Here is a 25,684-nt window from a genome sequence, read left to right as displayed (position 1 = left end):
GTTCCCCAGATGCCCCTTCACTGTGGTGCAAATGTCCCCGGTGGTCCGGGGGCGGGCAGCCCTCGGCGCCGGGGCAATAGGACCGACAGCGGGAGGAAAGGCTGATGTTCTACCGCGAGGCAGGCGATTTCAAGACGCGCTATGTCGATGACAGCCAGACCTTTCCGATCAGGTTCGACCGCTGGCGCTATTATGCCGTGCTTGCGGTGGCGTTCGGCATCGTGCCCTTCCTGATCAACGATTACTGGGCGAATGCGGTCTTCGTGCCCTTCCTGATCTATTCGATCGCCGCGATCGGGCTCAACATCCTCACCGGCTATTGCGGGCAGGTCTCGCTTGGCACCGGCGGCTTCATGGCCGTGGGCGCCTATGCCTGCTACAAGCTGATGACCGCCTTCCCCGAGGTCTCGATCCTGATCCATGTCCTTCTGGCGGGCGGGGTGACGGCGCTGGTGGGGGTGCTCTTCGGCCTGCCGTCCCTGCGCATCAAGGGCTTCTACCTCGCCGTCGCGACGCTCGCCGCGCAGTTCTTCCTCGTTTGGCTCTTCAACAAGGTGCCGTGGTTCTACAACTATTCGGCCTCGGGCCAGATCAATGCGCCCGAACGCACGATCTTCGGTCAGGCCGTCACCGGCGCCGCGACGACGCCGGCCGCGAAATATCTCTTCTGCCTCGTGATCCTCTTCGCGCTCGCCTGGTTGGCGCGGAACCTCACGCGCGGCACCATCGGGCGAAAATGGATGGCGATCCGCGACATGGATATCGCGGCCGAGATCATCGGGGTGAACCCCCTTACCACCAAACTTTCCGCCTTCGCTGTTTCGTCCTTCTTCATCGGCGTCGCAGGCGCCCTGTTCTTCGCGGTCTATCTCGGTGCCGCCGAAGTGGGCGAGGCCTTCGGCATCCAGAAATCGTTCCTCGTGCTCTTCATGGTGATCATCGGCGGCCTCGGTTCGATCTTCGGGTCGTTCGCGGGCGCGGCCTTCCTCGTCCTGATGCCGGTCCTGCTGAAGAACCTGCTCGTCGGAACGCTCGGCTGGCCCACCGATCTTGCCGCCCATATCGAACTGATGATCGTGGGCGGGCTCATCGTCCTGTTCCTGATCGTCGAGCCGCACGGGCTCGCGCAGCTCTGGCGGCTTGCGAAAGAGAAACTCCGGCTCTGGCCCTTCCCGCATTGAGGGCCGCCCAACCTGAAAAGATCGGCATCCGGCCGACAAGCGAACCTGAAACCTGACGTCCAACGAACCTCTGGGAGGAGACAATGAAGACAAGACTGACAGCTCTCGCGGCCCTGGCGCTGACCTGCGCCACGCCCGCGCTCGCCGATCTCAATATCCCCAACCTCAGCTACCGCACCGGCCCTTTCGCGGCGGGTGGCATCCCCTATGCCGACGGGTTCAATGACTATTTCACGCTTCTGAACGAGCGTGACGGCGGCATCGGCGGCGAGAAGGTCGTGGTGACCGAATGCGAGACGGCCTACAACACCGAGAAGGGGGTTGAGTGCTACGAGGCCACCAAAGGCAACGGCGCGCTCGTTTACAACCCGCTTTCGACCGGCATCACCTACCAGCTCATTCCCAAAGTCTCGGTCGACAAGATCCCGCTCTATACCCCCGGCTACGGGCGTACCTCGGCGGCGAACGGCAAGATCTTCGAATGGGTCTTCAACTATCCCGCCAATTACTGGGACGGCGCCTCCGACATCGTGGGCTATCTTCTGGGCGAGAATGGCGGCGACCTGAGCGGCAAGAAGATCGCGCTTGTCTATCACAACTCGGCCTATGGCAAGGAACCGATCCCGACCCTGACCGCGCTTGCGGCCAAGCACGGGTTCACGCTGATCGAAGTGCCCGTCGACAGCCCCGGCCAGGAGCAGAAGAGCCAGTGGCTTCAGATCCGCCGCGACAAGCCTGATTATGTGCTGATGTGGGGCTGGGGCGTGATGAACGCCGTCGCGATCCAGGAAGCCGCCAACATCAACTATCCGATGGAAAATTTCATCGGTGTCTGGTGGTCGGGCTCTGAGAACGATGTGCTGCCTGCAGGCGATGCGGCGAATGGCTACAAGTCGCTCGCCATGCACGGCTCGGGGATGGATTACCCGGTCTATGCCGATCTGGAAAAGTTCGTGGTCGGCGCGGGCAAGGCATCCGGCGCGGGCGATCAGGTCGGCACCGTGCTCTATTCGCGCGGCATGTATGCGGCGATGGTGATCTCTGAGGCGATCCGCAAGACGCAGGAGATGACCGGCCATGCGGCGATCACGGCGGTCGAACTGCGCGACGGCTTCGAGGCCTTGGAAATCACCGAGGCGCGGATGGCCGAGCTTGGCTTGCCGAACTTCGGCCAGCCCTTCGCGGCCAGCTGCACCGATCACGGCGGCCCCGGCCAGGCGATGATCCAGCAGTGGGATGCGTCGGCGAAGAAATGGAACCTGATCACCCCCTTCATCGCGCCCGATGAAGAGGTGATCCAGCCGCTCGTCGATGCCGACAGCGCCGCCTTCGCGGCCGAAAACAACATCGCCGAGCGCTGCAACTAGGCGCCATGACCCTCTTCCCCGGCCCGACCAGGGCCGGGGTCCTTTGGATCAAATCTGAAAGGCCCGCCCCATGCTCGACATGGACGCAAGACCCGGGGATGTGACGGCCGGGACGCTTCTCGAGGTCAACAATATCGAGGTGATCTACAATCACGTCGTGCTGGTCCTGAAAGGCGTGTCGCTCAAGGTGCCCGAAGGCGGGATCACCGCGCTTCTGGGTGGCAACGGCGCGGGCAAGACCACGACATTGAAGGCGATCTCGAACCTGCTGCACTCCGAACGCGGCGAGGTCACCAAGGGCACGATCGCCTATCGCGGCCAGCGCGTGCAGGACCTCAGCCCCGCCGATCTGGTGAAGCGCGGCGTCATCCAGGTGATGGAGGGCCGCCATTGCTTCGGCCATCTGACCGTCGAGGAAAATCTTCTGACCGGCGCCTATACCCGCACCGACGGCAAGGGTGCCATCGCCGCCGATCTCGACATGGTCTACCGCTATTTCCCGCGCCTGAAGGAACGCCGCCGCAGCCAGGCGGGCTATACGTCGGGCGGCGAGCAGCAGATGTGCGCCATCGGGCGCGCGCTCATGTCGCGGCCCGAGATGATCCTGCTCGATGAACCTTCCATGGGCCTCGCCCCCCAGCTCGTCGAACAGATTTTCGAGATCGTGAAGGCGGTGAACGAGAAAGAAGGCGTGACCTTCCTTCTGGCCGAACAGAACACCAACGTGGCGCTGCGCTATGCCCATTACGGCTATATTCTCGAAAACGGACGGGTGGTGATGGACGGGCCGGCAAGGGACCTGCGCGAGAACCCGGATGTGAAGGAATTCTATCTCGGTGTGTCCGACAAGGGCCGCAATTCCTTCCGCGATGTAAGATCCTACCGGCGGCGCAAGAGGTGGCTGTCATGACCGTTTCCCCGGCAAGGTCGGTCGCGGCGGAAGCCCCCGCTGGCCATTACGATGCGTTCGAAACCCGAAGCGCCGATGCCCGCGCCGCCGCCCAGCTTCAGGCGTTGAATGCGCTGCGCGCCCGCGTGGGCGAGGCGCCGCTTGCCGACCTCGCGGACCTCGCGCATCTGCCGGTTCTCAGAAAATCGGCGCTGGTCGAGATGCAGCGCGCGAAGCCGCCCTTTGGTGGCCTCGTTCCCGGAGGCGCGGTCCACTATTTCCAGTCGCCCGGCCCGATCTACGAACCGGGCGGGGTCACCCGTGACTGGTGGCGGATGGGGCGTTTCCTGCATGCGCTGGGCGTCGGGCCCGGCGACATCGTGCAGAATTGCTTCGGCTACCACCTGACACCCGCAGGCATGATCTTTGAAAACGGCGCGCGTGCCGTGGGCGCTTCGGTCCTGCCTGCGGGCACCGGCCAGACCGAGTTGCAGGTCCGCGCCGCCGCCGATATCGGCACGACCGCCTATGCAGGCACGCCGGACTATCTGAAGGTGATCCTCGACAAAGCCGACGAGATGGGCGAACGGCTGAAGATCGCCCGCGCCGCCGTCTCGGGTGGCGCGCTCTTCCCGAGCCTGAGGCAGGAATATAAGGATCGCGGCATTTTCTGCCTTCAGTGCTATGCGACCGCCGACCTTGGCAACATCGCCTATGAGAGCCCCGCGATGGAGGGGATGATCCTTGACGAAGGTGTGCTGGTCGAGATCGTCCGTCCCGGCACCGGCGATCCGGTCCCGGATGGCGAGGTGGGGGAGGTGGTCGTCACGACGCTGAACCCGGATTATCCGCTCACGCGCTTTGCGACCGGCGATCTGTCGGCCATCATGCCCGGCCAAAGCCCCTGCGGGCGGACGGGGCGGCGGGTCCGGGGCTGGATGGGCCGCGCCGACCAGACGACGAAGATCAAGGGCATGTTCGTCCGCCCCGAACAGGTTGCCGCTTTCGTCAGGCGCCACGCCGAGGTCGGCCGCGCCCGGGTGATCGCCACCCGCGACGGCGAGAGGGATGTGATGACCGTGCAGATCGAGACCCGCGCCACCAATCCGGCACTCTACGACGGTAGCATCCTAGAAACGCTGAAGATGCGCGCGCGGGTGGAACTGGTGCCGCCCGGCAGCCTGCCGAACGATGGCAAAGTGATCGAGGACAAGCGCAGCTACGACTGACTCATGCGCCGCTATCTGGGCGAGAATCATTTGTAGGTCAGAAATTATGACCTATAGTCGACGGACAGCGCGAGGGAGGATCGAATGGCAGACAGTATCGTCATCGTGGGTGCGGCCCGCACGCCAATGGGCGGCTTTCAGGGCGACCTGTCCCCCCTGACGGCGGCCGAACTGGGCGCGCTTGCGATCGGCGCGGCGCTGGATCGCGCCGGGATCGCGCGGGATCGGGTGGACGAGGCGCTGTTGGGCTGCGTCCTGCCCGCCGGTCAAGGCCAGGCCCCGGCCCGCCAGGCGGTACTGGGCGCCGGTCTGCCGGTCTCGGTGCCGGCAACGACCGTGAACAAGATGTGCGGCTCGGGCATGAAAACCGTGATGATGGCGCATGACGCGCTTCTGGCCGGGCAGGCGGGGATCGTGGTGGCGGGCGGCATGGAAAGCATGTCGAACGCGCCCTACCTGCTTGAAAAGGCGCGCGGCGGCTACCGGATGGGCCATGGCAGGGTGGTCGATCACATGTTCCTCGACGGCCTTGAAGACGCCTATGACAAGGGCCGCCTGATGGGCACCTTCGCCGAGGACTGCGCCGAGGCCTATCAGTTCACCCGCGAGGCGCAGGACGACTATGCGCTTCGCTCGCTCGCCCGCGCCCAGGCCGCTATCGCGGAGGGCCGCTTCGCGGCCGAAGTCGCGCCGGTGGCGGTGAAGGGCAGGGCAGGCACCGTTGAGGTGACAATCGACGAACAGCCCGGCAAGGCCCGGCCTGACAAGATACCCAGCCTGAAACCCGCCTTCCGGCCCGGTGGCACGGTGACGGCGGCCAATTCCTCGTCGATTTCTGACGGGGCGGCGGCGCTTGTGCTGATGCGCCAATCGGATGCCGAGGCGGCGGGGCTGACGCCGCTGGCCCGCATCTTGGGCCATGCAAGCCACGCCGACCGCCCGAACCTATTCCCGACCGCTCCCATCGGGGCGATGCAGAAACTGCTCGACCGGCTGGGCTGGGACGCGGGCACGCCCGATCTTTACGAGATCAACGAGGCCTTCGCCGTTGTCGCCATGGCCGCGATGCGCGACCTTGGCCTTCCCGCCGACAAGGTGAACGTGCATGGCGGCGCCTGTGCGCTTGGCCATCCGATCGGCGCCTCGGGCGCGCGTATTCTGGTGACGCTGCTTGCCGCGCTGAAAACCCACGGGCAAAGGCGCGGCATGGCGAGCCTTTGCATCGGCGGGGGCGAGGCGACGGCGGTCGCGGTGGAACTTCTGCATTGAGGGACAAATGAGCCTTGATCTGACCGAGGAACAAGAAACCATCCGCGACATGGCGGCCCGCTTCGCCGAAGACCGGATTGCGCCCAACGCCGCCGACTGGGACGAGCAGAAGCACTTCCCGGTGGATGTGCTGAAGGAGCTCGCAGGCCTCGGGCTCGGCGGCATCATGGTGGGGGAGGATCAGGGCGGATCGGCACTTGGCCGTATGGAAAGCGTGCTGATCTACGAGGCGCTTGCCACCGGCTGCCCGGCTGTGTCGGCCTATCTCTCGATCCACAACATGGTTGCCACCATGATCGATCGCTATGGCAGCGCCGACCAGCGGTCGCGCTTCCTGCCGGACCTTTGTTCGATGAACCGGCTGGCAAGCTATTGCCTGACCGAGCCCGGCTCCGGCTCCGACGCGGCGGCGCTTGCGACCCGGGCGGAAAGCATGGGCAACCAGTATGTCATCAGCGGGCAAAAGCAGTTCATTTCGGGTGCGGGCGCGACCGATCTTTATGTGGTGATGGCGCGGACCGGTGGGCCGGGGCCGAAGGGGATCAGTGCCTTCATCCTCGAAAAGGGGATGGAGGGGCTCACGTTCGGCGCGAACGAAAAGAAGATGGGCTGGAATGCCCAGCCCACCCGCACCGTGCAGATGGACGGTGTGAGTGTTCCCGCCGAGAACCGGCTGGGGGAGGAGGGCGAAGGGTTCAAATTCGCCATGGCCGCGCTAGACGGCGGGCGGCTTTCGATCTCGGCCTGCTCGCTCGGGGGCGCGCAGGCCGCCTTCGACAAGGCGGTTGCCTACACAGGCGAGCGCAAGGCTTTCGGCAAGAAGATCAACGAATTTCAGGCTTTGCAATTCCAGCTCGCTGACATGGCCACCGATCTGGAGGTCGGGCGCACGTTCCTCTGGCGCGCGGCGAGGGCACTCGATGCCAAAAGCCCCGAGGCGACGAAGCTATGCGCCATGGCCAAGCGCCATGTCACCGACATGGGGTTCGACGTCGCCAACCGCGCGCTGCAGATGCATGGCGGCTATGGCTATCTGGCGGACTATGGGGTCGAGAAGCTGGTGCGCGATCTGCGCGTCCACCAGATCCTCGAAGGCACGAACGAGATCATGCGCCTGATCATCGCCCGCGCCGTGACCGAGGCGCGCTGAGATGGCGGGCGACGTGATCGTCGAGGTGACCGGCAGCCTCGGCCGCATCCGGCTGAACCGGCCGCAGGCGATCAATGCGCTGACCCATGCGATGGTGCATGAAATCGACCACGCTCTAGACCGGTTCGCCACCGACCCGACAGTGCGGGTGGTCCTGCTAACCGGTGAGGGCGAACGCGGCCTGTGTGCGGGTGGTGACATCCGCAGCCTATATGAAGCGCCGCGCGTGACCGATGGCCCGTCGATGGACTTCTGGCGCGACGAATACCGGTTGGACGCTCGCATTGCGCGCTTCGAGAAACCCTTTGTCGCGGTGATGGACGGGCTGGTGATGGGAGGCGGCGTCGGCATATCTGCCCATGCTCGCTTTCGCCTGGTGACCGAGAAAAGCCGCATCGCCATGCCAGAGGTCGGTATCGGTTTCGTGCCGGATGTCGGTGGCACCGCGATCCTGTCGCAGGCGCCGGGCGAGATCGGAACCTATTATGCCCTGACCGGCCGGGTGATGAATGCGGCCGAGGCGATCCTCGCCGGCATGGCCGACCTTTGCCTGCCCTTGGCGCGCCTGCCCGATCTGGTGGCGCCACTGGCGGGACTGCCGAAAGACGCGAGCTTCGCCGAAGTGGACGCAGTCCTGCAAAGCCTTGCCATCCCTCCCGGGCCCGCACCTGTGACCGAGCATCGCGACCTGATTGACCGCGCTTTCTCGGCCAACCGGGTCGAGGATGTCCTCGCCGCACTGGGCGAAGACGGCTCGCCCTTCGCGCGCGAAACGGCGGCCGAGATCGCCGCAAAATCGCCCACGGCGCTGAAGCTCGCGCTCGCACTCCTCAGGGCGGCACGCAAGGCGCCGGGGCTGGAAGCGGCGCTTGAACGGGATTTCGCTGCCGCGCGCGCACTGGTCGTCGGCCCTGACTTTTATGAGGGCATCCGCGCGGCAATCATCGACAAGGACCGCGCGCCGAAATGGCGGCCCGCAACGCTCGCCGAGGTCGGCGAGGCCGATATGGCGCGCTGGCTGGAACCGACCGGGGACCGGGTCTTTCCCGCCCTCGAACTGACAGGAGAGTGACATGGCGGACGTGGTGGGCTTCATCGGCCTCGGCAATATGGGCGGCCCGATGGCGCGCAATCTGGTGGCTGCGGGCTTCACCGTTCGGGGCTTCGACATGGTGCCCGCCGCGCGTTCCGCCGCGACCGAAGGGGGCGTGACGGTTGCCGAGACGGCGGCGGAGGCCGTCCACGGCGCAGGAACGGTGATCACCATGCTGCCCTCCGGCCCGATCATGCTGTCTGTATGGAAAGAGGTTCTGCCGCTTCTGCCCCCGGGCACGCTGATCATCGATTGCTCGACCGTCGATATCGAAAGCTGCCGCGCCGCCCATGCGCTCGCCGCCGACCACGGCCTTGCCGCGCTCGACGCGCCGGTCTCGGGTGGGGTCGGGGGCGCCACGGCGGGGACGCTGACCTTCATGGCCGGCGGTTCGGTCGAGGCATTCGGCCGGGCGCTCCCCGTCCTGCAGGCGATGGGCAAGAACATGACCCATTGCGGCGATGCGGGCGCCGGTCAGGCCGCGAAGATCTGCAACAACATGATCCTCGGCATCTCGATGATTGCCGTCAGCGAAGCCTTCGGCCTTGCCGACCGCTTGGGTCTTTCGCGGCAGGCACTGTTCGATGTTGCCTCGAAATCCTCGGGCCAATGCTGGTCGCTCACCTCCTACTGCCCGGTTCCCGGCCCGGTGCCCGCCTCGCCCGCGAACAATCACTACAAGCCCGGCTTCGCCGCCGCGCTGATGCTGAAGGACCTGCGGCTGTCGCAGGCGGCGGCAGAGGGCGCCGGGGCCGAGACACCGCTGGGGCAGGCGGCCACGGCGATCTACGAACGGATGGAGACCATGGGCCTCGGCGGGCGCGATTTCTCTGCGGTGTTCGAAATGCTGACCGGTGCCGCCCCCGGCACGGCGACGGCCTGAGGGGGCGGGGATGCAGATTTCCGGTTCGGTCATCCTGATCACCGGCGGCGCCTCCGGTCTTGGTGCCGCGACGGCGCGGGCACTGGCCGCCGCAGGCGCAAGGGTCGTCATCGCCGACCTTAACGAGGAAGCGGGCAGGGCGATGGTCGCCGAACTCGGGCCCGACGCCCGCTTCGTCCGTACGGACGTGACGAGCGAAGCGGATGGCAAGGCGGCGGTCGCGCTCGCCGAAGATGCCTTCGGCGGGCTCTCTGGCCTTGTGAACTGCGCGGGTTGGGCGCCGGGCGAAAAGGTTCTGGGCCGCGAAGGCCCGCACCGTCTGGAAAGTTTCGCCCGCGCCATCACCATCAACCTCATCGGCACGTTCAACATGGCCCGCCTCGCGGCGGAGGCAATCGCCAGGCGCCCGCCCGGCCCCGACGGCGAACGCGGCGTGATCGTCAACACTGCCTCGATCGCCGCCTTCGACGGCCAGATCGGCCAGGCGGCCTATGCCGCCTCGAAAGGTGGCGTCGCAAGCCTCACGCTTCCCATGGCGCGCGAACTTGCCCGTCAGGGCATCCGGGTGATGACCATCGCGCCGGGTATCTTCAGCACCCCGATGATGGCGGGCCTGCCCGAAGAGGTGCAGACATCGCTCGGCCAGAGCGTCCCCTTCCCCGCCCGGCTGGGAGACCCGCAGGAATATGCCGCCCTCGTCCGCCATATCTTCGAGAACCGCATGCTGAACGGCGAGGTGATCCGCCTCGACGGCGCGCTGCGCATGGCGCCGAAATAGAGAAGGCCGCCTCCGGCGAAACCGCCTGCTCCCACGTTCTGTCCGAAAATACTCCCGCCGGAGGCGCCCGAGTGGCCCGCGCCTTGGCGCGGGACGCGAGAGATGTCTTGGCGCCGCAAGGCGCCGCCTTCGGATCAGACCGGTTCAGTAATCCGAAACCAGAAGATGCAGCGGCGCCACATCCTCCTCGACCTTCGGGAAGCGGCCGATCTTCTCGCGGAAGACATTGTCGGTGCGATCGTCGTTCACGGTCGAGACCTCGCCGATCAGCACATCCGCCCCCTCCGCCCAGAACGCATGCCAGACACCCGGCAGAAGCGTCACGCTTTCGCCTGGCGCGAGTTTCAGGTGCCCCCCGGCGGGCAGACGGCGCAGCATGCCGTCGACCGGAACCACCACCTCTGCGCCCGGATCGATCCCGCCCGCTGCGTCGGGCGCGAAAAGCTCCAGCACCAGCGTGCCGCCCCCCCGGTTGATGATATCCTCGGCCTTGATGTTATGGCGGTGCATCGGGCTCAGCTGATCCTTGCGCGAGATCATGATTTTTTCGGCATAAAGCATGCCGCGCCCGCGTGTCAGGTCGGCGGCATCGCCGTTTCTGACGGTGAAGAGGAAGAGCCCGAGTTCGTCGAACCTGCCCTGACCATAATCGGTGATGTCCCATCCAAGCCCGCGCGCCGCATGGTCGGCGCCACCCGCGATCGCCGCCCGCATCTTCTCGGGCGACCAGTAGGCGAAGGGCGGCATGATATACCCGAACGAGCGGATGAAGGCGTCAGCCTCGGTGAGGATCTGGTTGATCTCGGAACGTTTCATCTTTCTGTCCCTCGGGGTTCAGGCGCGGCGGGCGAGCGCAAGGCCCGCCTTGTCGAAGAGATGCAGGTTTTCGGGGCGAAGGTGAAGGCCGATCCGTTCGCCGGGCCGCACAGGGAGGTTGCCCGCCCGGCGAACGGTCAGCATGCCGAGGTCCCCGGCATTCACATAGAGGTTGGTGTCGGACCCAAGCCGCTCGACAACATCGGCCGTGCCGTCGATCAGGCCGTCGCCTGCGGCCGCGACGTCGATATGTTCAGGGCGGACGCCAAGCGCCGTCGCGCCGTCGCAGTCCGGCATCGCAAGTCGCGCGCCATCGCCCAGCACCAGCGCGGCCCCGTCCGACACGACCGGAAAGACGTTCATGGTGGGCGAGCCGATGAATTGCGCAACGAAACGGTTGGCGGGCCGCTCGTATAGCTCAAGCGGCGTGCCGACCTGCTGCACCTTGCCGCCGTTCAGCACCACGATCCGGTCGGCCAAGGTCATCGCCTCGACCTGATCATGGGTCACATAGATCATCGTGGCGCCAAGGCGCTGGTGCAGGCGCGCGATTTCAAGCCGCATCTCGACACGCAGCGCGGCATCGAGGTTCGACAGCGGCTCGTCGAAGAGGAAGGCGCGTGGGTCGCGGACGATGGCGCGGCCCATGGCGACCCGCTGGCGCTGGCCGCCCGACAAGGCACGCGGCAGCCGTTCGGTCAGAGCCGACAAGCCAAGCGTCTTCGCCGCAGCCGCGACCTTGTCGGCGCGTGTGGAGCGGTCCTCGCCGCGTATCTCCATGGAAAACCCCATGTTCCGCGCCACATCCATATGCGGATAAAGCGCATAGGACTGGAAGACCATCGCTATGTCGCGGCTGCGGGGGGGCACGTCGTTCATCCGAACCCCGTCGATCAGGAAATCGCCCGCCGTGATCGGCTCCAGCCCCGCGATCATCCGCAGAAGCGTGGATTTGCCGCAACCCGACGGGCCGACGAGCACCAGAAATTCACCGTCCGCGATGTCGAGATCGACTTCGCTCAGGACCTCGACCGCGCCATAGCGCTTGGCGATGTTCTTCAGTTCGAGACGTGCCATTATTTAACCCTTGACCGCGCCGGAGGTGAGACCCTGCACCAGATAGCGCTGGATGAAGATGAAGAAGAGACAGGAGGGGATGAGTGCCAGAACGCCCGCCGCCATCATCTGCCCCCAGTCGACCGAGAATTTCGAGACGAAGGTCAGAAGGCCGACCGGGAAAGTCATCGCCTCGTTCTTCGAGATGAGCATCAGCGCGAAGAGAAGCTCCGACCAGGCGGCGGTGAAGACGAAACCAAGCGTGGCGCCGAGGCCGGGTAGGGTCAGCGGCAGGATCACCTTCCGCAGTGCCTGAAAGCGTGTGCAACCGTCCATCATCGCCGCTTCCTCAAGATCCTTCGGGATGCCGTCGAAGAACGACTGCATCAGGAAGGTGGCGAAGGGCACATTGAAGGCGGTGTAAGTGATGATGAGGCTCGTCAGCGAGTTCAGAAGCCCGACGGCCGCCACGATCTTGTAGATCGGCGCGATGATCATCAGAAGCGGGAACATCTGCGTCACCAGCATCAGCGCGATCACGATCTTCTTGCCGCCGAAATCGAAGCGCGAGAAGGCATAGCCCGCGCCAGCCGCGATCAGGGTAGTGGCCGCGGCCGTGCCGAGCGAGACGGTGACCGAATTGGCGAAGTAGGACAGGAAGTCCGACTGGAAGAGGATGCGGCGGAAATTGTCGAGTGTCGCGGTTTCGGGCCAGAGCGCGGTGCCCTCGGCATAGATCAGCCGGTCAGGTGTGACCGAGATTTTCAAAAGCCAGTAGAGCGGGAAGAGCGCGAAAGCGAGGTAGAAGAATAGCGCCGCAGCCTTGGCGGCCTTCAGAAGCGGATGGGTCTGGCGGATCGCGGACATCGGGTGCCTTTCAGAGTTTCACGAACCGCCGCCGCGCCCAGAGAAGGAATACGGCATAGGCGAGCAGCATGAAGAGAAGAGCCACCGCGATGGCTGACGCATAGCCGAAGTCGAGCTTGCGAAAGGCGGTGTTGAAGACATAGGTCGACAGGATCTCGGTCGAGGCCGCGGGGCCGCCGCCGGTCATCACGAAGATCAGGTCGGCGAAATTGGCGATCCAAATTGTTCTGAGCATCACGGTGATGGCAATCATCGGCGCGAGGAACGGGAGCGTGATCTTGGTGAACCGCTGCCAGGCGGAGGCGCCGTCGATCTCGGCCGCCTCATAGAGTTCCGAGGGGATCGACTGAAGCGCCGCCATCAGCGTGATCGCAAAGAAGGGCACGCCGAACCAGACATTCGCGGCGATTGGCCCCCACATCGCAAGCTTCGGGTCGCCGAGAATATTGTAGGGCTCCGACAGAAGGCCAACGGCGGCCATCCAGTGGGGCAGGGGTCCGATCACCGGGTTGAAAAGCCAGGCCCAGGTCAGCGCCGAGAGGAAGGTGGGCACCGCCCAGGGCAGGAAGACCAAAGCCTGATAAAGCCGTTTCATCGGGAAAGTGGTGTTGAGCAGAAGCGCCAGCCCGAGCCCGAGCGAGAATTGGAAGACCAGCGACCCGAGCGTCCAGCGCAGGGTATTCATCAGCGCCCGCCAGAATTTCGCATCCGACCAAAGGGCTGCATAATTCTCGAACCCGACCCAGCTTGTCGCGAAGGGCTTCAGAAGCGAGATCGACTGGAAGGAATAGGAAATACCGATCGTCAGCGGCACCAGCATGACGAGGACGATCGTCAGGACCGCCGGACCCACATAGAAATACGGCTCCACCAGCCAGCGCCAGTAGGCGGAGCGCCACGCCCGGGTTTCCCCGGACGTGACCTTGGCGTGAGTGGTGGTCATTGGCTGGCTTTCCACTTGGAATATTCGTCGGTCAGGAAGGCCGCCCATTCGTCGGCCACTTCCTGCGCCGTCTTGGTGCCAAGAAGGGCTTCCTGCGCCGAATCCTTCAGGACGTTCGAGGTGAAGTAACCCCATTGTTCCAGATAGGTCGGCATGATCGTCGGCACCCAGGCCTCGCCGTTCAGCTCTTCGAACCAACCCTTGAACTGCTCGGTCTTGAAGTAGGGGTCCTGATCGGCGCCCTTGTGGATCGGGATCACGCCCACGCGCTTCGACCAGGTCGCGTTCGCCTCGGGTGAAGAAAGCGCGGCAACAAGGTTCCAGGCATCATCTTCATGCTGCGTGGTCTTGAAGATCGACCAGCCCGCGAAACCGATGGTGGGGAAGGCCTTGCCGGCAGGGCCTACCGGCATCGGCATGACCGCGAAATCCTCAGCAGGCATGCGCTCGGCGATGGCGATCAGCGCGTCGGGGTCCTGATCGAGGAAGGCGCAGGTGCCGGAATAGAAGCCCGCGACGATCTCGTTGAAGCCCCAGTTGACCGAATCCTTCGGCGCATAGCCTTTCTGGTACATGTCCATCAGGAACTGGATGCCCTTCACAGAATCCGGCTCGTTGATCCGGCTCTTGCCGTCAGCAGTGAAGAACTCGTTCGACCCGTTCATGGTCGCCGCCATCATCACCCAGCCGTTCGCGCCGCCCGGGCCACCGCGCAGGCAGTAGCCGTATTTGCCGGGCAGTTTCGACACGGCCTCGGACGCCGCCATGAACTCGTCCATGGTCTTCGGCGGCTCGGCGACGCCGGCCTCTGCCAGAAGCTTCTTGTTGTAGAACATGGCGCGCAGATAGAAGCCGTAGGGGATCATATAGGCCTTGCCGCCCGACTGCCGCCCCATGGCCAGCGTCTTGTCGGTCAGCGTCGCGCCATGCGCCCACCCGGCGATATGGCTATCGAGGTCGACAAGCTGGTCACCGCCCGCGTACAGCGCAAGCCAGGTGTCGGGCATCTCGACCACGTCGGGCACGTCGCCGCCCGAGACCATCGTTGCCAGCTTCTGGAATGCCTCGCCCCACGGGAGTGAGGTGATCTCGACCGTGACGCCGGGGTTTGCGGCCTCATACTCGGCGACGATACCCTTCAGCACTTCTGTCCGCTCGGGGCTGGTGATGACCTCGACGAGTTTCAGTGTCGTGTCGGCGTAGCAGGCAGTAGACAACAGGCCCGCCAAAGCGGTTATTGCAAGTCCAGCGATCTTCATCTCTTCCTCCGGTTGGTCAGCGCACCGTTAGCCGGTGCTTTTGGTAAGGGCCTGCATGAAGTCGGCCCAGAGATCGTCCGCGCTTTCGAGCCCGAGGCTCAGCCGGACAAGACGGTCCGACACGCCGAAGCGCTGCGGCGCATTCTGTTCACCCGCCTGCCGGAGCGTCACCTGGGCAGGCAGGACAAGGCTTTCGAACCCGCCCCAGCTGACGCCAAGGCGGAAATGTTTGAGGTGATCGGCGAAACACGCGATGTCGACCGAGGCGGCGAATTCGAATGACAGAAGGCCGCTGCGCCCGGTAAGGCCCGGTACGCTGTTTGCTCCCGGCGAATGGATCCGCGTGACCTGCGGCAACTGCGCCAGCCGGTCGACGAAATGGTTGGCCGTTTCCTGATGGCGCCTCATGCGCACGTCCAGAGTGCGCAGCCCGCGCAGCAGGAGGAATGCCTCGAACGGCGCCAGTTTCGCGCCGAGAAGCGGCAGCGTCAGGTCGCGGATCTGGCCGACATGGTCGGACGATCCGGTGACGACACCCGCCACTGTGTCGGAATGGCCGGAGATATATTTCGACGCGGAATGCAGAACGATATCGATGCCGCTTTCGGCCGGGCGCTGGAAAACCGGAGTGGCCCAGGAATTGTCGATCACCGACAGCGCGCCGTGGCGGCGGGCATGGGCCGCGACTTTGGCAAGGTTCAGCGGCTGGAAGACCAGCGAGGAAGGGCTTTCCAGATAGGCAATCCGCACGCCCTTCAGAAGGTCGGGATCGTCCTCGAACGCCGCAGGCGCATGATAGGTGATGTCGATCCCGAAGGGGCGCAGCAGCCGTTCGAACAGCCGGTAGGCATCCGGATAGACATGTTCGACGCAGGCCACCCGGTCGCCCGGCTTGAGGAAGGCCAGAAGGGTCGAGGAAATCGCCGCCATGCCCGAGGCAAAGCCTACCCCGGCCTCGGCCCCCTCGGCCCGCGCCATCATCGCCTCGAACGCCGCCACCGTCGGGTTCTGCACCCGCGTATAGATCGGGTCTACCGTCCGGCCAGCCATCCGGTCTTCGAAGGCCTGATAATCGGCGAAGGCGAACAGCGAGGTCTGGACGATCGGCGGGGTGATCGCGCCGCCCTCGCCGTCATAGGGCTGGGCAAGCAGGGTGGCGAGGTCGGCATGTGGCAGGTCAGTCATTCGCCACGCTCCATGATCTCGCGCACTTCGGTCTCGACCCGGTCGAGGATCTGGGCAGTGATGCGGGCGGCCTCGTCCTCGTTGCCCGCCGCGATCGCTTCGGCGAGCGGGCGGTGCATGGGAATGGTCGCCTCGCCAAGTTTCGGCTGGCCGAAAGGTGTCTGATAGACGTCGTGGAAGGCATGGTGGATCTGCCAGATGATTTGCAGGAACAGGGGGTTGCCGGTCGCCTCGTGGATCGCGGCGTGAAAGCGGTGGTCGGCGGGGCGCCAGTCTTCCTCGCCCGCCTCGAAGGTCGCCATCAGCTCGGCCATGCGCGCGAGGATGACCATGCGTTGCTTGTCGCTGGCGTTGCGGGTTGCAAGGCGTACCGCCTCGATCTCCAGGGGGCGGCGGACGGCGTGGGTACGGATGAGACTTTCGGCTTCAAGGCGCAACGTCAGCGGCACATGGATCGAGCGGCGCGAGACTTCAGCGGCCAGCGTGGTGCCCGCACCCTTGTTGCGCGTGACGATCCCCATGCTCTGCCAGGATTTCAGCACTTCGCGGATCGTGGACCGGCCGACGCCGAGACGCTGGGCAAGGTCCAGTTCCGGCGGCAGCCGGTCGCCGACATCGATCCCGTCTTCCTCGATCAGCGCGATGAGGCGGTCGAGGACGGAGCGTTCCTCCGTTCCCGCCTTCTCACTCGTCAGTTTCGCCTGAAGTGCCATTTCCCCTCCCGCCATGGAATCGGATCATACACATTGTCAGACATAGTTCAATCTTTGTCTGACAATGTTTGGGCGTAGCTTCACACGCCCTTGCAGGAGATCGGGGTAACGCAGTCGGGAAATCAAGTATGTCGTGCGGGCCGTTGCTCAACCCCGGCGCACGGCCTCCAGATGCCGGGCGAAATCGGGTGTCGCCATCAGCGCCCGGCAGCGGGCGAAACGCCGGTCGGCATAAGCGCGAAAATCGTCGGCGGGGTTGTTGTTGGCCAGCTGGATCAGGCCCCAGAGCGTCCAGAGCAGGTCGCACATCGCTTTGTAGATCACCATCCGACCCCTGTCGGCCGCAAGGACCGCACCGCCGAAATAGGCCACCAGCATCTCTTCGTCCTGTCCTGCGTCAAAGCCGCCCTCGACCGACAGATCGCCCAGGTCCCACATCGGATCATTCATGCCGGAATACTCCCAGTCGACGATCCACATGCGGCTGCCGGTATCGAGGAAATTCTCGCAAAGGGGATCGCAGTGGCACGGCGCGAGCGGCAGCGGATGGGCCGCCAAGGCGTCGCGCACCGCACTCGCTTCGGCGACCACGTCGTGATAGCCGTCGGGCAGTGCCACATCCTTGGTCGAAAGGATGCCGAGATAGTCGTCGATCATCGCGAAAAGCTCGAAGCGAAAGGGAAAGACCGCGCCGGAAGTATGCAGCTTGCGGAAGGCTGCGCCCGCGCGCCCGGGCGACCCGGCGCGCGTGCGGAAGTTTTCCGGGCTCATCGTCACCGCGCCGTCGATGAAGCGGGTGGCCATGACGCCGCTCGCGTCGTCCATGTAGATGACTTCGGGGCTGACGCCCGCCCGCGCGGCTTCCCGCGCCGCGACGGCTTCGTTCGCCCGGTCAATGTACTCCTCGGTGCCCTTGCCGGGGATTCTCAGGCAATAATCACCAACCCTGAACACAAGGTTGGTCAGGCCCCCGAGCCGTTCCGGCTCGCCCGCGCGCTGCAGTGCCGGGATTGTGGCAATCGCCTTGCGGGCCAGATCGACGTCGCTCATGCCTTAAGCCTTTCCATCTTCGCATCGTAGAGGCAACGGGGCCCACGCGTTGCGGCGTAGGGCTTGCCAAAAGCCTCGATGGTGAAGCCCTGCTCTGCCGCAAGCTCCATAGGAAGGTAGGCAAAACCGATCGTCTTGCCCAGATGATGGCCATAGCCAGCACTGGTGAGCGAGGCGACAGGTTTGCCGCCGTGCAGGACAGTCTCGCCTGAGAGAAAGGGCGCGAACCCCTCGGCGGTCAAGGTGACAAGCTTGCGCTTGGGCGCCCCTGCCGCAGCAAGCGCGGCGCGACCGGTAAACTCTCCCTTGCCCATCGCGACCGCAAAGCCAAGGCCCGCCTCGTAGGGGGTGGTATCCGGCGAGATGTCGGACGACCAGTAGAGATAGCCCTTCTCCAGTCGGCAGCTTTCAATGGCGCGGTAGCCCGCATCGCGGATACCCTGCGCGGCACCGGCAGTTTTCAGCGATTCATAGACATGGGCTGCATATTCGGTCGGTATGTACAGTTCCCAGCCAAGCTCGCCCACATAGCCGACGCGTACCGCGAGCGCCGGGGCCTGGCCCACCACGATTTCCTGCGCCGACAGGAATGGGAACGCAGCATTCGACAGGTCCGCGTCGGTGACCGAGGCAAGTACGTCGCGTGCTTTCGGGCCGCAGATATTGAGGACCGCAAAGGCATTCGTCACGTCGCGAAGGTGCAATCCTTCAGGAAGCTGGCGTGTGATCCAATTGCTGTCACGGACGCCAAAGCCCGACCCGGTCACGATCAGGAAATCTTCGTCGCCCCGGTGCTGGATGGTGACGTCGGCCTCGATACCGCCCCTGTCATTCAGAAGCTGGGTATAGATCGCCCGCCCCGGCGGGCCCGAGATGTCTGCCGCCGCAATCCGGTCCAGCGCTGCCTGCGCGCCGGGGCCCGTCAGTTCGAACTTCGAGAATGAGGTCTGGTCGATCAGCGCCACGCCGGTGCGGATCGCCCGCACCTCTGCTGCCACGGCTTCGTGCCAGCCGGGCTTGTCTTCGAAGCTTGGCGTGTCGGTTGCGGCAGAAGCCGAAGTCCTGAACCAGTTGGCCCTTTCCCATCCGAAGCGCGACCCGAAGACCGCGCCAGCCTCTTTCAGAGCATCATATAGTGGTGACCGGCGCAGGCCGCGCCCGGCGTGATGTTCCTCGCCCGGCCAGTGGACCTTGTAATAGGACGCATAGGCCTCCTGAGCCCGTGCCGCGAGCCAGGCGGCGCGGGCATGCGGCGCTCCGAACCGCCGAGCATCGAAAGGCCAAAGATCCAGCCCCGGGTCGCCGCTGATGATCCAGTTCGCCATCGCCTCGCCTGCGCCGCCGGAGGCGGCAATGCCCGCTGTGAAGCCGCAGGCAAGGTAGAAATTGTCCAGTTCTGGCGCGAGCCCCATGATCGGCTCGCCGTCGGCCGAGACCGGGATCGGGCCGTTGATCACGGTCTTGATACCGATCTCGTTCAGGATCGGCAGCCGCTCTGCGGCAGGCAGTGCGAAAAGCTCGAGCCTGTCCATGTTCGCGGGGAAGAGTTCGCGCGCGAAGTCGAACGGCGCCCACTGGTTCCACAGCGTGCGCGTGCCTTCCTCCCAGCCGCCGATGGCCCATGAGCCGCCGACATCCGGCTTGAGGTAGAAATTGTGGTCAGGATCGCGCAGCGTGGTCAGATTGTCCGGAACATCCAGGCCCTTCTCGGTGACGAAATATTGATGTTCCACGACACCCGCCGCGACCGGAACTCCGGCCATGGCGCCAACACGGCGCGCCCAGTAGCCTGCGGCGTTCACCACCACATCGGCCGAGATCGTGCCATGGTCGGTCACAACACCGAGCGCGCGCCTGCCCTTCACCGGAATCGCGGTGACGGTCACACCTTCTTCGATCCGCACGCCGCCCTTCCGGGCGCTGGCCGCAAAGGCCATGGTGACTGCATATGGGTCAATGTAGCCATCGGTCGGAATCCAAGCGGCGCCGACGACTCCCGCTTTTTCGATATGGGGGAACATCGCTTTCGCCTCGTCCGGCGAGACAAGATGGGCTTCGAAGCCGAAGCTTTTGGCGAGCTGGATCGAACGCCTGATCTCGCTCCAACGTGCGTCGGAGGCAGCAAGGCGCAGCGAGCCCACCTTCTTCCAGTCGGTCGCCATGCCGCTTTCGCCCGCCAACCGGTCAAAGACTGCGACCGAATTCTGCATCAGTCGCGTCAGTGCCCGCTTGCCGCGCAACTGGCCAACCAGCCCTGCAGCGTGCCAGGTCGACCCATGCGTCACCTGCGCCTTTTCCAGAACCAGTACGTCGCGTTCGCCCTGGCGTGCAAGGTGATAGGCGATGGCGCAGCCGATGGCGCCAGCGCCTATGATGACGATCTTCGCGTGGCGATCGGCCTTCATGCCTTCACCTTCAGGTTTTCAGGGTCAAAGAGCGGCTCCAGCGCGATTTTCGCTGGGAAGCGTTCATTGGCGACGACAAGTTCATAGGTGCCGGAGGTCAGGTAGTCGTCGCTGACGCCATCCCCATTGCGGACATAGCCGTAGCCCACCGATTTTCCCAAACTATAGCCATAGCCGCCGGAGGTCAGGTAACCGACCGTTTCGCCGTTGCGGAGGATCGTCTCTCGCCCCACAAGCACCGCGGCCGGATCGTCGAGCGTGAAGGCAGCAAGGCGCTTCTTCAGCGGCCGGCCCGAGACCGCTTCCAGTGCGGCGCGCCCGATGAAATCGGCGTTCCGGCGCATCTTCACTGCCCAGCCAAGGCCCGCCTCGAACGGTGTATCGTTCGGCGTGATGTCGGACGACCAGGCGCGGTAACCTTTTTCCAGCCGGAGCGATTCAATCGCGCGGTAGCCCACGGGACGGATGCCCTCGCCCGCCCCGGCGGCCATCAGCGCGTCGAACACAGCGCCCGTTGCGGCGAGGGGGACGTGCAGCTCCCAGCCGAGTTCGCCAACATATGTGATGCGAAGCGCCCGGACCGTTGCCCCGGCAATCTCGATCTCGCGCACATGGCCGAAAGGGAACACAGTGTTTGACACATCGGCATCGGTCACCCGCGCCAGCACATCGCGCGCCTTCGGCCCCATCAGCGACAGCGTGCCCCAGTCCTCGGTGATATCGCGGATCGCCACGTCGCCCTGCGGCAGATGTTCGGCGATCCAGCCAAGGTCGTGGGTGCGGAAGCCGGTACCGGTGACAAGGTAGAACCGGTCTTCGGCCAGCCGCGCCACGGTCAGATCCGCCTCGATCCCGCCGCGCGTGTTCAGAAGCTGGGTATAGGTCAGCCGCCCCGGCGCCTTGGTCACGTCGTTCGCGCAGACATAGTCCAGTGCGCGGGCCGCGTCCTTGCCGGTCACCTCGTATTTGGCAAAGGAGGATTGGTCGAAGATGCCCACCGCCTCGCGCACATGCCGGTGTTCGTCGCCGACAGGGGCAAACCAGTTCTGGCGGCCCATGGAATAGATATCCCTCGCCTCCACGCCCTCAGGGGCGAACCAGTTCGGCCGCTCCCATCCAAGCTTCGATCCGAACACCGCGCGATGCCCCTTCAGTCGCTCATAGAGCGGCGAGGTGATGCGCGGGCGGCCCGAGCTATATTCCTCATGCGGGAAGCCGATCGTGTAGTGCTTGCCGTAGGCCTCGCAGGTGCGATCGCTGACCCACTGCCGGTCGCGGTGCATGTCCGAGAAGCGGCGGATATCGACGACCCAGAGGTCGAGCGGCGCCTCGCCGTTCATTACCCAGTCCGCCAGCACCCAGCCCGCGCCGCCTCCGCTTGCGATGCCGAAGGCGTTGAAACCGGCGCCCACGAACATGTTCACGCATTCCGCCGCGGGCCCGAGGATGAAATTGCCATCGGGCGTGAAGCTTTCCGGCCCGTTGATCATCTGCTTGACGCCGACCTGCTCCAAAGCGGGCACCCGGGCGATGGCCTGTACCAGATGCTGTTCGAAATGGTCATAGTCATCCTCGAACAGATGGAACTGCCAGTCGTTAGGGATATCGCCGGTGTCGAGCGGCTGGGGATTCGGCTCGTATCCGCCCATCACCAGCCCGCCGACCTCTTCCTTGAAATAGGTCCGCCGGTCGGGGTCGCGCAGCGTCGGCGCATCGCCCGAAAGCCCCGGCACTTTCTCGGTCACGATATACTGGTGGCGCACCGCCTGCAGCGGCACGTTGATCCCCGCCATCGCGCCCACCTGCCGCGCCCACTGACCTGCGCAATTGACGACTTTTTCGCAGGCAATGACGCCTATGTCAGTCTCGACATGGGTGATCCGCGCACCGTCCATCCGGAAGCCTGTGACCCGGACCCCCTCATGGAGTTTCGCCCCATGCATCCGTGCGCCCTTCGCAAGCGACTGGGTGATGTCGGACGGCGAGGCTTGCCCGTCGGTCGGCAGCCAGCTTGCCCCCACCAGATCGGACACATCCATGAGCGGCCACATCCGCTTGACCTCATCGGGCGAGATCAGGTGCATCTCCATTCCAAAGCTTTTCGCCGTGGTGGCAAGGCGCTTGTATTCCGTCCAGCGATCCTCGTTCGTCGCAAGGCGCAGGCAGCCGGTCATCTTCCAGCCGGTCTCAAGCCCGGTCTCTGCGGCGAGCCCTTTGTAAAGATCGACCGAATATTTCAGCACCCTTGTGATCGAGGCCGAGGACCGGAGTTGCCCCACCAGCCCCGCCGCATGCCAGGTGGAGCCAGAGGTGAGCTTGCCCTGTTCCAAAAGCACCACATCGGCCTTGTGGTCTCGGGCGAGGTGATAGGCAGTCGATGCGCCGATGATGCCGCCGCCGATGACGACGATCTGGGCGTGGGAGGGAAGCGTCATGTCTGGTCCTTGGTCTCTGCCCGGGTGGGGCTTGTCTAAGCGTGTCAGTGTGTGGTCAGGCCAAGCCGCTCGCGGGTGCGGGCGGCGGCGGCACTGATGAGGCGGTCGGTGATGATGGCTATGAAGGCGACGGCGAGGCCCGCGACGAGGCCGCGACCCGGATCGGCCTTGGTCAGGGCGATATAGACCTCCTGCCCGAGGTCGCGGGTGCCGACGAGTGCGGTGATCACCAGCATCGAAAGCGCGAACATGATCGTCTGGTTGAGGCCGAGCAATATCTCGGGTGCGGCAAGGCGCAGGCGGATCGAGAAGAGGATCTGGCGCGGCGTGCAGCCCATCGCCCGACCCGCCTCGATCAGGCGGGGATCGACGCCCCTGAGGCCTAGGACGGTATAGCGGATTGCGGGCACGACGGCATAGGCGATGACAGCGATCATTGCGGTGAAATCGCCGACGCGGAAAAGCATGACGACGGGCATGAGATAGACGAAGGACGGCAGCGTCTGCAGCGTGTCGATGATCAGTTGCACTGCCCGCCACAGCCTGTCGCGCGCCGCGACCGCTATGCCCACAGGCACGCCGATCGCCATGGCGATCGCGGTCGAGATGCCGCAAAGGTAAAGCGTGATCATCGCCTTTTCCCACTGCCCGGTGGCGGCGATGAGGAAGGACAGCGCCCCGGTCAGAAGCCCCAGCCGCCAGCCGCCCACGCGCCAGCCCGCAAAGGCGAGAAAGGCGGTGACACCCGCCCAGGGCAGCCCGACCATCAGTCGTTTGACCGGGACGAGGAGGTTGAGAAGGACGGCATTCTTGATCGCTTCGAAATAGTCGAAGAAATTGACATTCAGCCACTGGACCGCTGCCGCCCAGAAGGCGGAGGTCGAAAGCTCCCATGCCTCGGGGTAGTGCCGGACGGCTGGCAGGAAATGACCCGCGACATAGCCTGTTGTGACGATGAGGATCGCCGCAACGACATAAGGATGCCGGCGATGCCACGGACCCGGGGCAGGCATGCTGCGTTGCCTCACCGCAGCCGCCTGGCTCAGCCGGTCAAGCGCCACGGCCATCGCGACGATGGCAAAGCCCGCCTCCAACCCGGCACCGAAGTCGAGGCGGCGCAGCGCCGCAAGCACGTCAAACCCGAGGCCCCCGGCACCTATCATCGAGGCAATGATCACCATGTTGAGCGACAACATGATCACCTGGTTGACACCGACCATCAGCGCGTCCTGTGCGGCGGGAACCAGCACCCGCCAGGTCATCTGGCTTCTTGTGCAGCCGACCATGCGGCCGAGGTCGTCGATCTCGGACGGCACGCGCCTGAGCGACAGGGTCGTCAGTCTGGTCATCGGCGGCATGGCGTAGATCAGCGTCGCGACCACGGCGGCAGTCGGGCCGAAGCCGAAGAGGATGAGGATTGGCACCAGATAGGCGAAGACCGGCATGGTCTGCATCAGGTCGAGCACAGGTTTCAGCGCCCGGTCGAGCCAGGGGTGGCGAAAGGCCGCGATACCAAGAAGAAGCCCGCCGATCACGCCGATGGGCACCGCCACGAGGATCGAGGCAAGCGTGACCATCGCGCTTTGCCATTGGCCGAAGATCGCAATGAACAGAAAGCAGCCCATCGCGAGCAGCGCCGTCGCCCGACCCCGCACCCAATAGCCGATAAGGCCGAAAAGAAGGATGACCGCGGGCCATGGGATCGGTGGCAGAAGCTGGATCGCCTGGCTGCCCTCGCCTTTGAGGAAGCCGGTAGACAGAAGATTGAGCGCGGCGCGGTAGGGCACATCGATCACGGCGGCGATGAACCGGGTGATGTCGGAAAAGCGGATCGGTCCCACAGCGGCTTCATTCGTCAGCCATTTGACGAAGGCACCGATCCAGCGCTGGGCGGGAATTCGCAGGCCCTTGGGATAGTCGAAGGCCCAGGGCAGGGCGGCGGCGCCGACAAGGCAGAGAAGGACCAAAAGCACCAAAGCCAGCGGCCAAAGCCAGCGCGCACCTGCACTGGGATCGGTGGTGCGGGACGATAGTTCGGCCGCGCTCATCCCTCGCTGCCCCCGAGCAGAAGCTGCACCACATCTTCGCGCCTGAGCCGACCCACAGCCGTGCCGTCCGCGCCCAAAACCGCAATCTCGGCGGCGCCATCGAGGAAGGCTGCACTGGCCTCGGCCACCGTCGCGGTTGCGGCGACGGAAGGGGCATTCCTATCGGCCGGCACCCCCGGCTGCATTACCGTGCGCACGCGCACGGCCTTGGCCTTGGGCACCGCGCGGGTGAACTCACGCACATAGTCGGTCGCCGGGTTCATGACGATTTCTTCGGGCGTTCCGCACTGGACGATCGCGCCGTCCTTCATGATTGCGATCCGGTCGGCCAGCCGGATCGCCTCGTCGAAATCGTGAGTGATGAAGACGATGCTTTTCTTCAGGACTGATTGCAGGCGCATGAATTCGCCCTGCAATTCGCGCCGGATGAGCGGGTCGAGTGCCGAGAAAGGTTCGTCGAGGAACCAGAGTTCCGGCTCAACGGCGAGCGAGCGGGCAATGCCCACGCGCTGCTGCTGGCCGCCGGACAGTTGGCGGGGCAGGGCGCTTTCGCGGCCCGTCAGGCCGACGAGCGCGATCATCTCGCGCGCCCGCGCCTCGCGCCTGGCGCGGTCCACGCCCTGGACCGCCAGCGGAAAGGCGACGTTTTCAAGCACTGTCTGGTGCGGCAGCAGGGCGAAATGCTGGAAGACCATTCCCATCTTGTGGCGGCGGATCTCGATCATCTCGGCTTCGCTGGCAGTCAACAGGTTCCGGCCGTTGAAAAGGATTTCGCCCGCCGTCGGCTCGATCAGGCGCGAGAGGCAGCGGACGAGTGTCGACTTGCCCGAACCGGAAAGCCCCATGATTACGAAAATCTCGCCTGCCCGCACTTCGATAGTGGCGTCCCTGACCGCGGGGATGAGACCCGCGCCCTGCAGCGCCTCAAGCGACGGCGCGGGGCCGAGCGCGGCAAGGCGCCGTTCAGCATCGGCGCCGAACAGCTTCCAGACATTGCGGCAGATCAGCGTGGCGGGCGCGGTCATCAGGGCAAATCTCGAACGGGGGCGGCAGCGGCTGCCGCCCAAT

At 64.9% G+C, this 25,684-nt stretch carries 21 protein-coding genes; 9 read left to right on the top strand and 12 right to left on the bottom strand.

The window, feature by feature from the left end:
* Positions 1-104 precede the first annotated feature (104 nt).
* The 9 genes from OU426_RS11745 to OU426_RS11705 all read left to right on the top strand — a co-directional run bounded on the left by OU426_RS11745 (position 105) and on the right by OU426_RS11705 (position 9,839).
* Complete coding sequence (locus OU426_RS11745) at positions 105-1,181, top strand: branched-chain amino acid ABC transporter permease (RefSeq protein WP_267634204.1); 1,077 nt, start codon at positions 105-107, stop codon at positions 1,179-1,181.
* Positions 1,182-1,264: 83 nt separating this feature from the next.
* Positions 1,265-2,548, top strand: coding sequence for an ABC transporter substrate-binding protein (locus OU426_RS11740; RefSeq protein ID WP_267634201.1), 1,284 nt, complete (start codon positions 1,265-1,267; stop codon positions 2,546-2,548).
* Positions 2,549-2,618: 70 nt separating this feature from the next.
* Positions 2,619-3,458, top strand: coding sequence for an ABC transporter ATP-binding protein (locus OU426_RS11735; protein ID WP_267634199.1), 840 nt, complete (start codon positions 2,619-2,621; stop codon positions 3,456-3,458).
* On the top strand, positions 3,455-4,666 hold the full coding sequence (locus tag OU426_RS11730; protein WP_267634197.1) for a phenylacetate--CoA ligase family protein: 1,212 nt from the start codon (positions 3,455-3,457) through the stop codon (positions 4,664-4,666). Before OU426_RS11735 ends, OU426_RS11730 begins: the two co-directional genes overlap by 4 nt.
* Positions 4,667-4,750: 84 nt before the next feature.
* Complete coding sequence (locus OU426_RS11725) at positions 4,751-5,935, top strand: acetyl-CoA C-acyltransferase (protein ID WP_267634196.1); 1,185 nt, start codon at positions 4,751-4,753, stop codon at positions 5,933-5,935.
* 7 nt (positions 5,936-5,942) lie between these two features.
* Positions 5,943-7,085, top strand: coding sequence for an acyl-CoA dehydrogenase family protein (locus tag OU426_RS11720; RefSeq protein ID WP_267634195.1), 1,143 nt, complete (start codon positions 5,943-5,945; stop codon positions 7,083-7,085).
* Position 7,086: 1 nt separating this feature from the next.
* Complete coding sequence (locus tag OU426_RS11715; protein WP_267634194.1) at positions 7,087-8,157, top strand: enoyl-CoA hydratase/isomerase family protein; 1,071 nt, start codon at positions 7,087-7,089, stop codon at positions 8,155-8,157.
* Position 8,158: 1 nt separating this feature from the next.
* A complete protein-coding gene (gene mmsB, locus OU426_RS11710; RefSeq protein ID WP_267634193.1) occupies positions 8,159-9,061 on the top strand; it encodes a 3-hydroxyisobutyrate dehydrogenase in 903 nt (300 codons plus the stop codon).
* A 10-nt stretch (positions 9,062-9,071) separates the two neighbouring features.
* The gene (locus OU426_RS11705; RefSeq protein WP_267634191.1) at positions 9,072-9,839 is read left to right on the top strand and encodes a 3-hydroxyacyl-CoA dehydrogenase; all 768 of its coding nucleotides are present in this window, start codon (positions 9,072-9,074) and stop codon (positions 9,837-9,839) included.
* 144 nt (positions 9,840-9,983) lie between these two features.
* On the opposite strand, the gene OU426_RS11700 is transcribed toward OU426_RS11705, so the two are convergent.
* From OU426_RS11700 to OU426_RS11645, 12 genes are all read right to left on the bottom strand, one after another.
* A complete protein-coding gene (locus tag OU426_RS11700) occupies positions 9,984-10,655 on the bottom strand; it encodes a D-lyxose/D-mannose family sugar isomerase (protein WP_267634190.1) in 672 nt (223 codons plus the stop codon).
* Positions 10,656-10,673: 18 nt separating this feature from the next.
* Positions 10,674-11,732, bottom strand: coding sequence for an ABC transporter ATP-binding protein (locus OU426_RS11695; protein WP_267634189.1), 1,059 nt, complete (start codon positions 11,730-11,732; stop codon positions 10,674-10,676).
* Between the two features lie 3 nt (positions 11,733-11,735).
* Complete coding sequence (locus tag OU426_RS11690; protein WP_267634188.1) at positions 11,736-12,578, bottom strand: carbohydrate ABC transporter permease; 843 nt, start codon at positions 12,576-12,578, stop codon at positions 11,736-11,738.
* Positions 12,579-12,588: 10 nt separating this feature from the next.
* Positions 12,589-13,521, bottom strand: a complete 933-nt coding sequence (locus OU426_RS11685) for a carbohydrate ABC transporter permease (RefSeq protein WP_267634187.1) — start codon at positions 13,519-13,521, stop codon at positions 12,589-12,591.
* On the bottom strand, positions 13,518-14,780 hold the full coding sequence (locus tag OU426_RS11680) for an ABC transporter substrate-binding protein (protein WP_267634186.1): 1,263 nt from the start codon (positions 14,778-14,780) through the stop codon (positions 13,518-13,520). The genes OU426_RS11685 and OU426_RS11680 overlap by 4 nt, the downstream gene beginning before the upstream one ends.
* 27 nt (positions 14,781-14,807) lie before the next feature.
* On the bottom strand, positions 14,808-15,965 hold the full coding sequence (locus tag OU426_RS11675) for an aminotransferase class I/II-fold pyridoxal phosphate-dependent enzyme (RefSeq protein WP_267634185.1): 1,158 nt from the start codon (positions 15,963-15,965) through the stop codon (positions 14,808-14,810).
* Complete coding sequence (locus tag OU426_RS11670; RefSeq protein WP_267634184.1) at positions 15,962-16,678, bottom strand: FadR/GntR family transcriptional regulator; 717 nt, start codon at positions 16,676-16,678, stop codon at positions 15,962-15,964. Before OU426_RS11670 ends, OU426_RS11675 begins: the two co-directional genes overlap by 4 nt.
* Positions 16,679-16,825: 147 nt before the next feature.
* Complete coding sequence (locus tag OU426_RS11665) at positions 16,826-17,728, bottom strand: phosphotransferase family protein (RefSeq protein WP_267634183.1); 903 nt, start codon at positions 17,726-17,728, stop codon at positions 16,826-16,828.
* Positions 17,725-20,133: a GcvT family protein gene (locus OU426_RS11660; RefSeq protein WP_267634181.1), complete on the bottom strand. Its 2,409-nt coding sequence runs from the start codon at positions 20,131-20,133 to the stop codon at positions 17,725-17,727. The genes OU426_RS11665 and OU426_RS11660 overlap by 4 nt, the downstream gene beginning before the upstream one ends.
* A complete protein-coding gene (locus tag OU426_RS11655) occupies positions 20,130-22,568 on the bottom strand; it encodes a GcvT family protein (RefSeq protein ID WP_267634180.1) in 2,439 nt (812 codons plus the stop codon). Before OU426_RS11655 ends, OU426_RS11660 begins: the two co-directional genes overlap by 4 nt.
* Positions 22,569-22,612: 44 nt before the next feature.
* Positions 22,613-24,616 (bottom strand): ABC transporter permease, encoded by a 2,004-nt coding sequence (locus tag OU426_RS11650; RefSeq protein ID WP_267634179.1) that lies wholly within the window; start codon positions 24,614-24,616, stop codon positions 22,613-22,615.
* Entirely contained in the window at positions 24,613-25,641 is a 1,029-nt protein-coding gene (locus OU426_RS11645) for a quaternary amine ABC transporter ATP-binding protein (protein WP_267634178.1), read from the bottom strand. Before OU426_RS11645 ends, OU426_RS11650 begins: the two co-directional genes overlap by 4 nt.
* Positions 25,642-25,684 lie beyond the last annotated feature (43 nt).

This window comes from Frigidibacter sp. RF13, assembly GCF_026626305.1.
Lineage (GTDB): Bacteria > Pseudomonadota > Alphaproteobacteria > Rhodobacterales > Rhodobacteraceae > TMP-24.
Note: the sequence above shows the minus strand (reverse complement) of the source record. Positions and strands in the feature narration are given on the sequence as shown.

Excerpts from the sequence above, each read along its gene's own strand:
- OU426_RS11650 (WP_267634179.1), bottom strand. The coding sequence starts at position 24,616 with ATGAGCGCGGCCGAACTATCGTCCCGCACCACCGATCCCAGTGCAGGT.
- OU426_RS11660 (WP_267634181.1), bottom strand. The coding sequence starts at position 20,133 with ATGAAGGCCGATCGCCACGCGAAGATCGTCATCATAGGCGCTGGCGCC.
- OU426_RS11725 (WP_267634196.1), top strand. The coding sequence starts at position 4,751 with ATGGCAGACAGTATCGTCATCGTGGGTGCGGCCCGCACGCCAATGGGC.
- OU426_RS11645 (WP_267634178.1), bottom strand. The coding sequence starts at position 25,641 with ATGACCGCGCCCGCCACGCTGATCTGCCGCAATGTCTGGAAGCTGTTC.
- OU426_RS11670 (WP_267634184.1), bottom strand. The coding sequence starts at position 16,678 with ATGGCACTTCAGGCGAAACTGACGAGTGAGAAGGCGGGAACGGAGGAA.
- OU426_RS11745 (WP_267634204.1), top strand. The coding sequence starts at position 105 with ATGTTCTACCGCGAGGCAGGCGATTTCAAGACGCGCTATGTCGATGAC.
- OU426_RS11685 (WP_267634187.1), bottom strand. The coding sequence starts at position 13,521 with ATGACCACCACTCACGCCAAGGTCACGTCCGGGGAAACCCGGGCGTGG.
- OU426_RS11715 (WP_267634194.1), top strand. The coding sequence starts at position 7,087 with ATGGCGGGCGACGTGATCGTCGAGGTGACCGGCAGCCTCGGCCGCATC.
- OU426_RS11730 (WP_267634197.1), top strand. The coding sequence starts at position 3,455 with ATGACCGTTTCCCCGGCAAGGTCGGTCGCGGCGGAAGCCCCCGCTGGC.
- OU426_RS11675 (WP_267634185.1), bottom strand. The coding sequence starts at position 15,965 with ATGACTGACCTGCCACATGCCGACCTCGCCACCCTGCTTGCCCAGCCC.
- OU426_RS11735 (WP_267634199.1), top strand. The coding sequence starts at position 2,619 with ATGCTCGACATGGACGCAAGACCCGGGGATGTGACGGCCGGGACGCTT.
- OU426_RS11655 (WP_267634180.1), bottom strand. The coding sequence starts at position 22,568 with ATGACGCTTCCCTCCCACGCCCAGATCGTCGTCATCGGCGGCGGCATC.
- OU426_RS11700 (WP_267634190.1), bottom strand. The coding sequence starts at position 10,655 with ATGAAACGTTCCGAGATCAACCAGATCCTCACCGAGGCTGACGCCTTC.
- OU426_RS11720 (WP_267634195.1), top strand. The coding sequence starts at position 5,943 with ATGAGCCTTGATCTGACCGAGGAACAAGAAACCATCCGCGACATGGCG.
- OU426_RS11705 (WP_267634191.1), top strand. The coding sequence starts at position 9,072 with ATGCAGATTTCCGGTTCGGTCATCCTGATCACCGGCGGCGCCTCCGGT.
- OU426_RS11680 (WP_267634186.1), bottom strand. The coding sequence starts at position 14,780 with ATGAAGATCGCTGGACTTGCAATAACCGCTTTGGCGGGCCTGTTGTCT.
- OU426_RS11695 (WP_267634189.1), bottom strand. The coding sequence starts at position 11,732 with ATGGCACGTCTCGAACTGAAGAACATCGCCAAGCGCTATGGCGCGGTC.
- mmsB (WP_267634193.1), top strand. The coding sequence starts at position 8,159 with ATGGCGGACGTGGTGGGCTTCATCGGCCTCGGCAATATGGGCGGCCCG.
- OU426_RS11665 (WP_267634183.1), bottom strand. The coding sequence starts at position 17,728 with ATGAGCGACGTCGATCTGGCCCGCAAGGCGATTGCCACAATCCCGGCA.
- OU426_RS11740 (WP_267634201.1), top strand. The coding sequence starts at position 1,265 with ATGAAGACAAGACTGACAGCTCTCGCGGCCCTGGCGCTGACCTGCGCC.
- OU426_RS11690 (WP_267634188.1), bottom strand. The coding sequence starts at position 12,578 with ATGTCCGCGATCCGCCAGACCCATCCGCTTCTGAAGGCCGCCAAGGCT.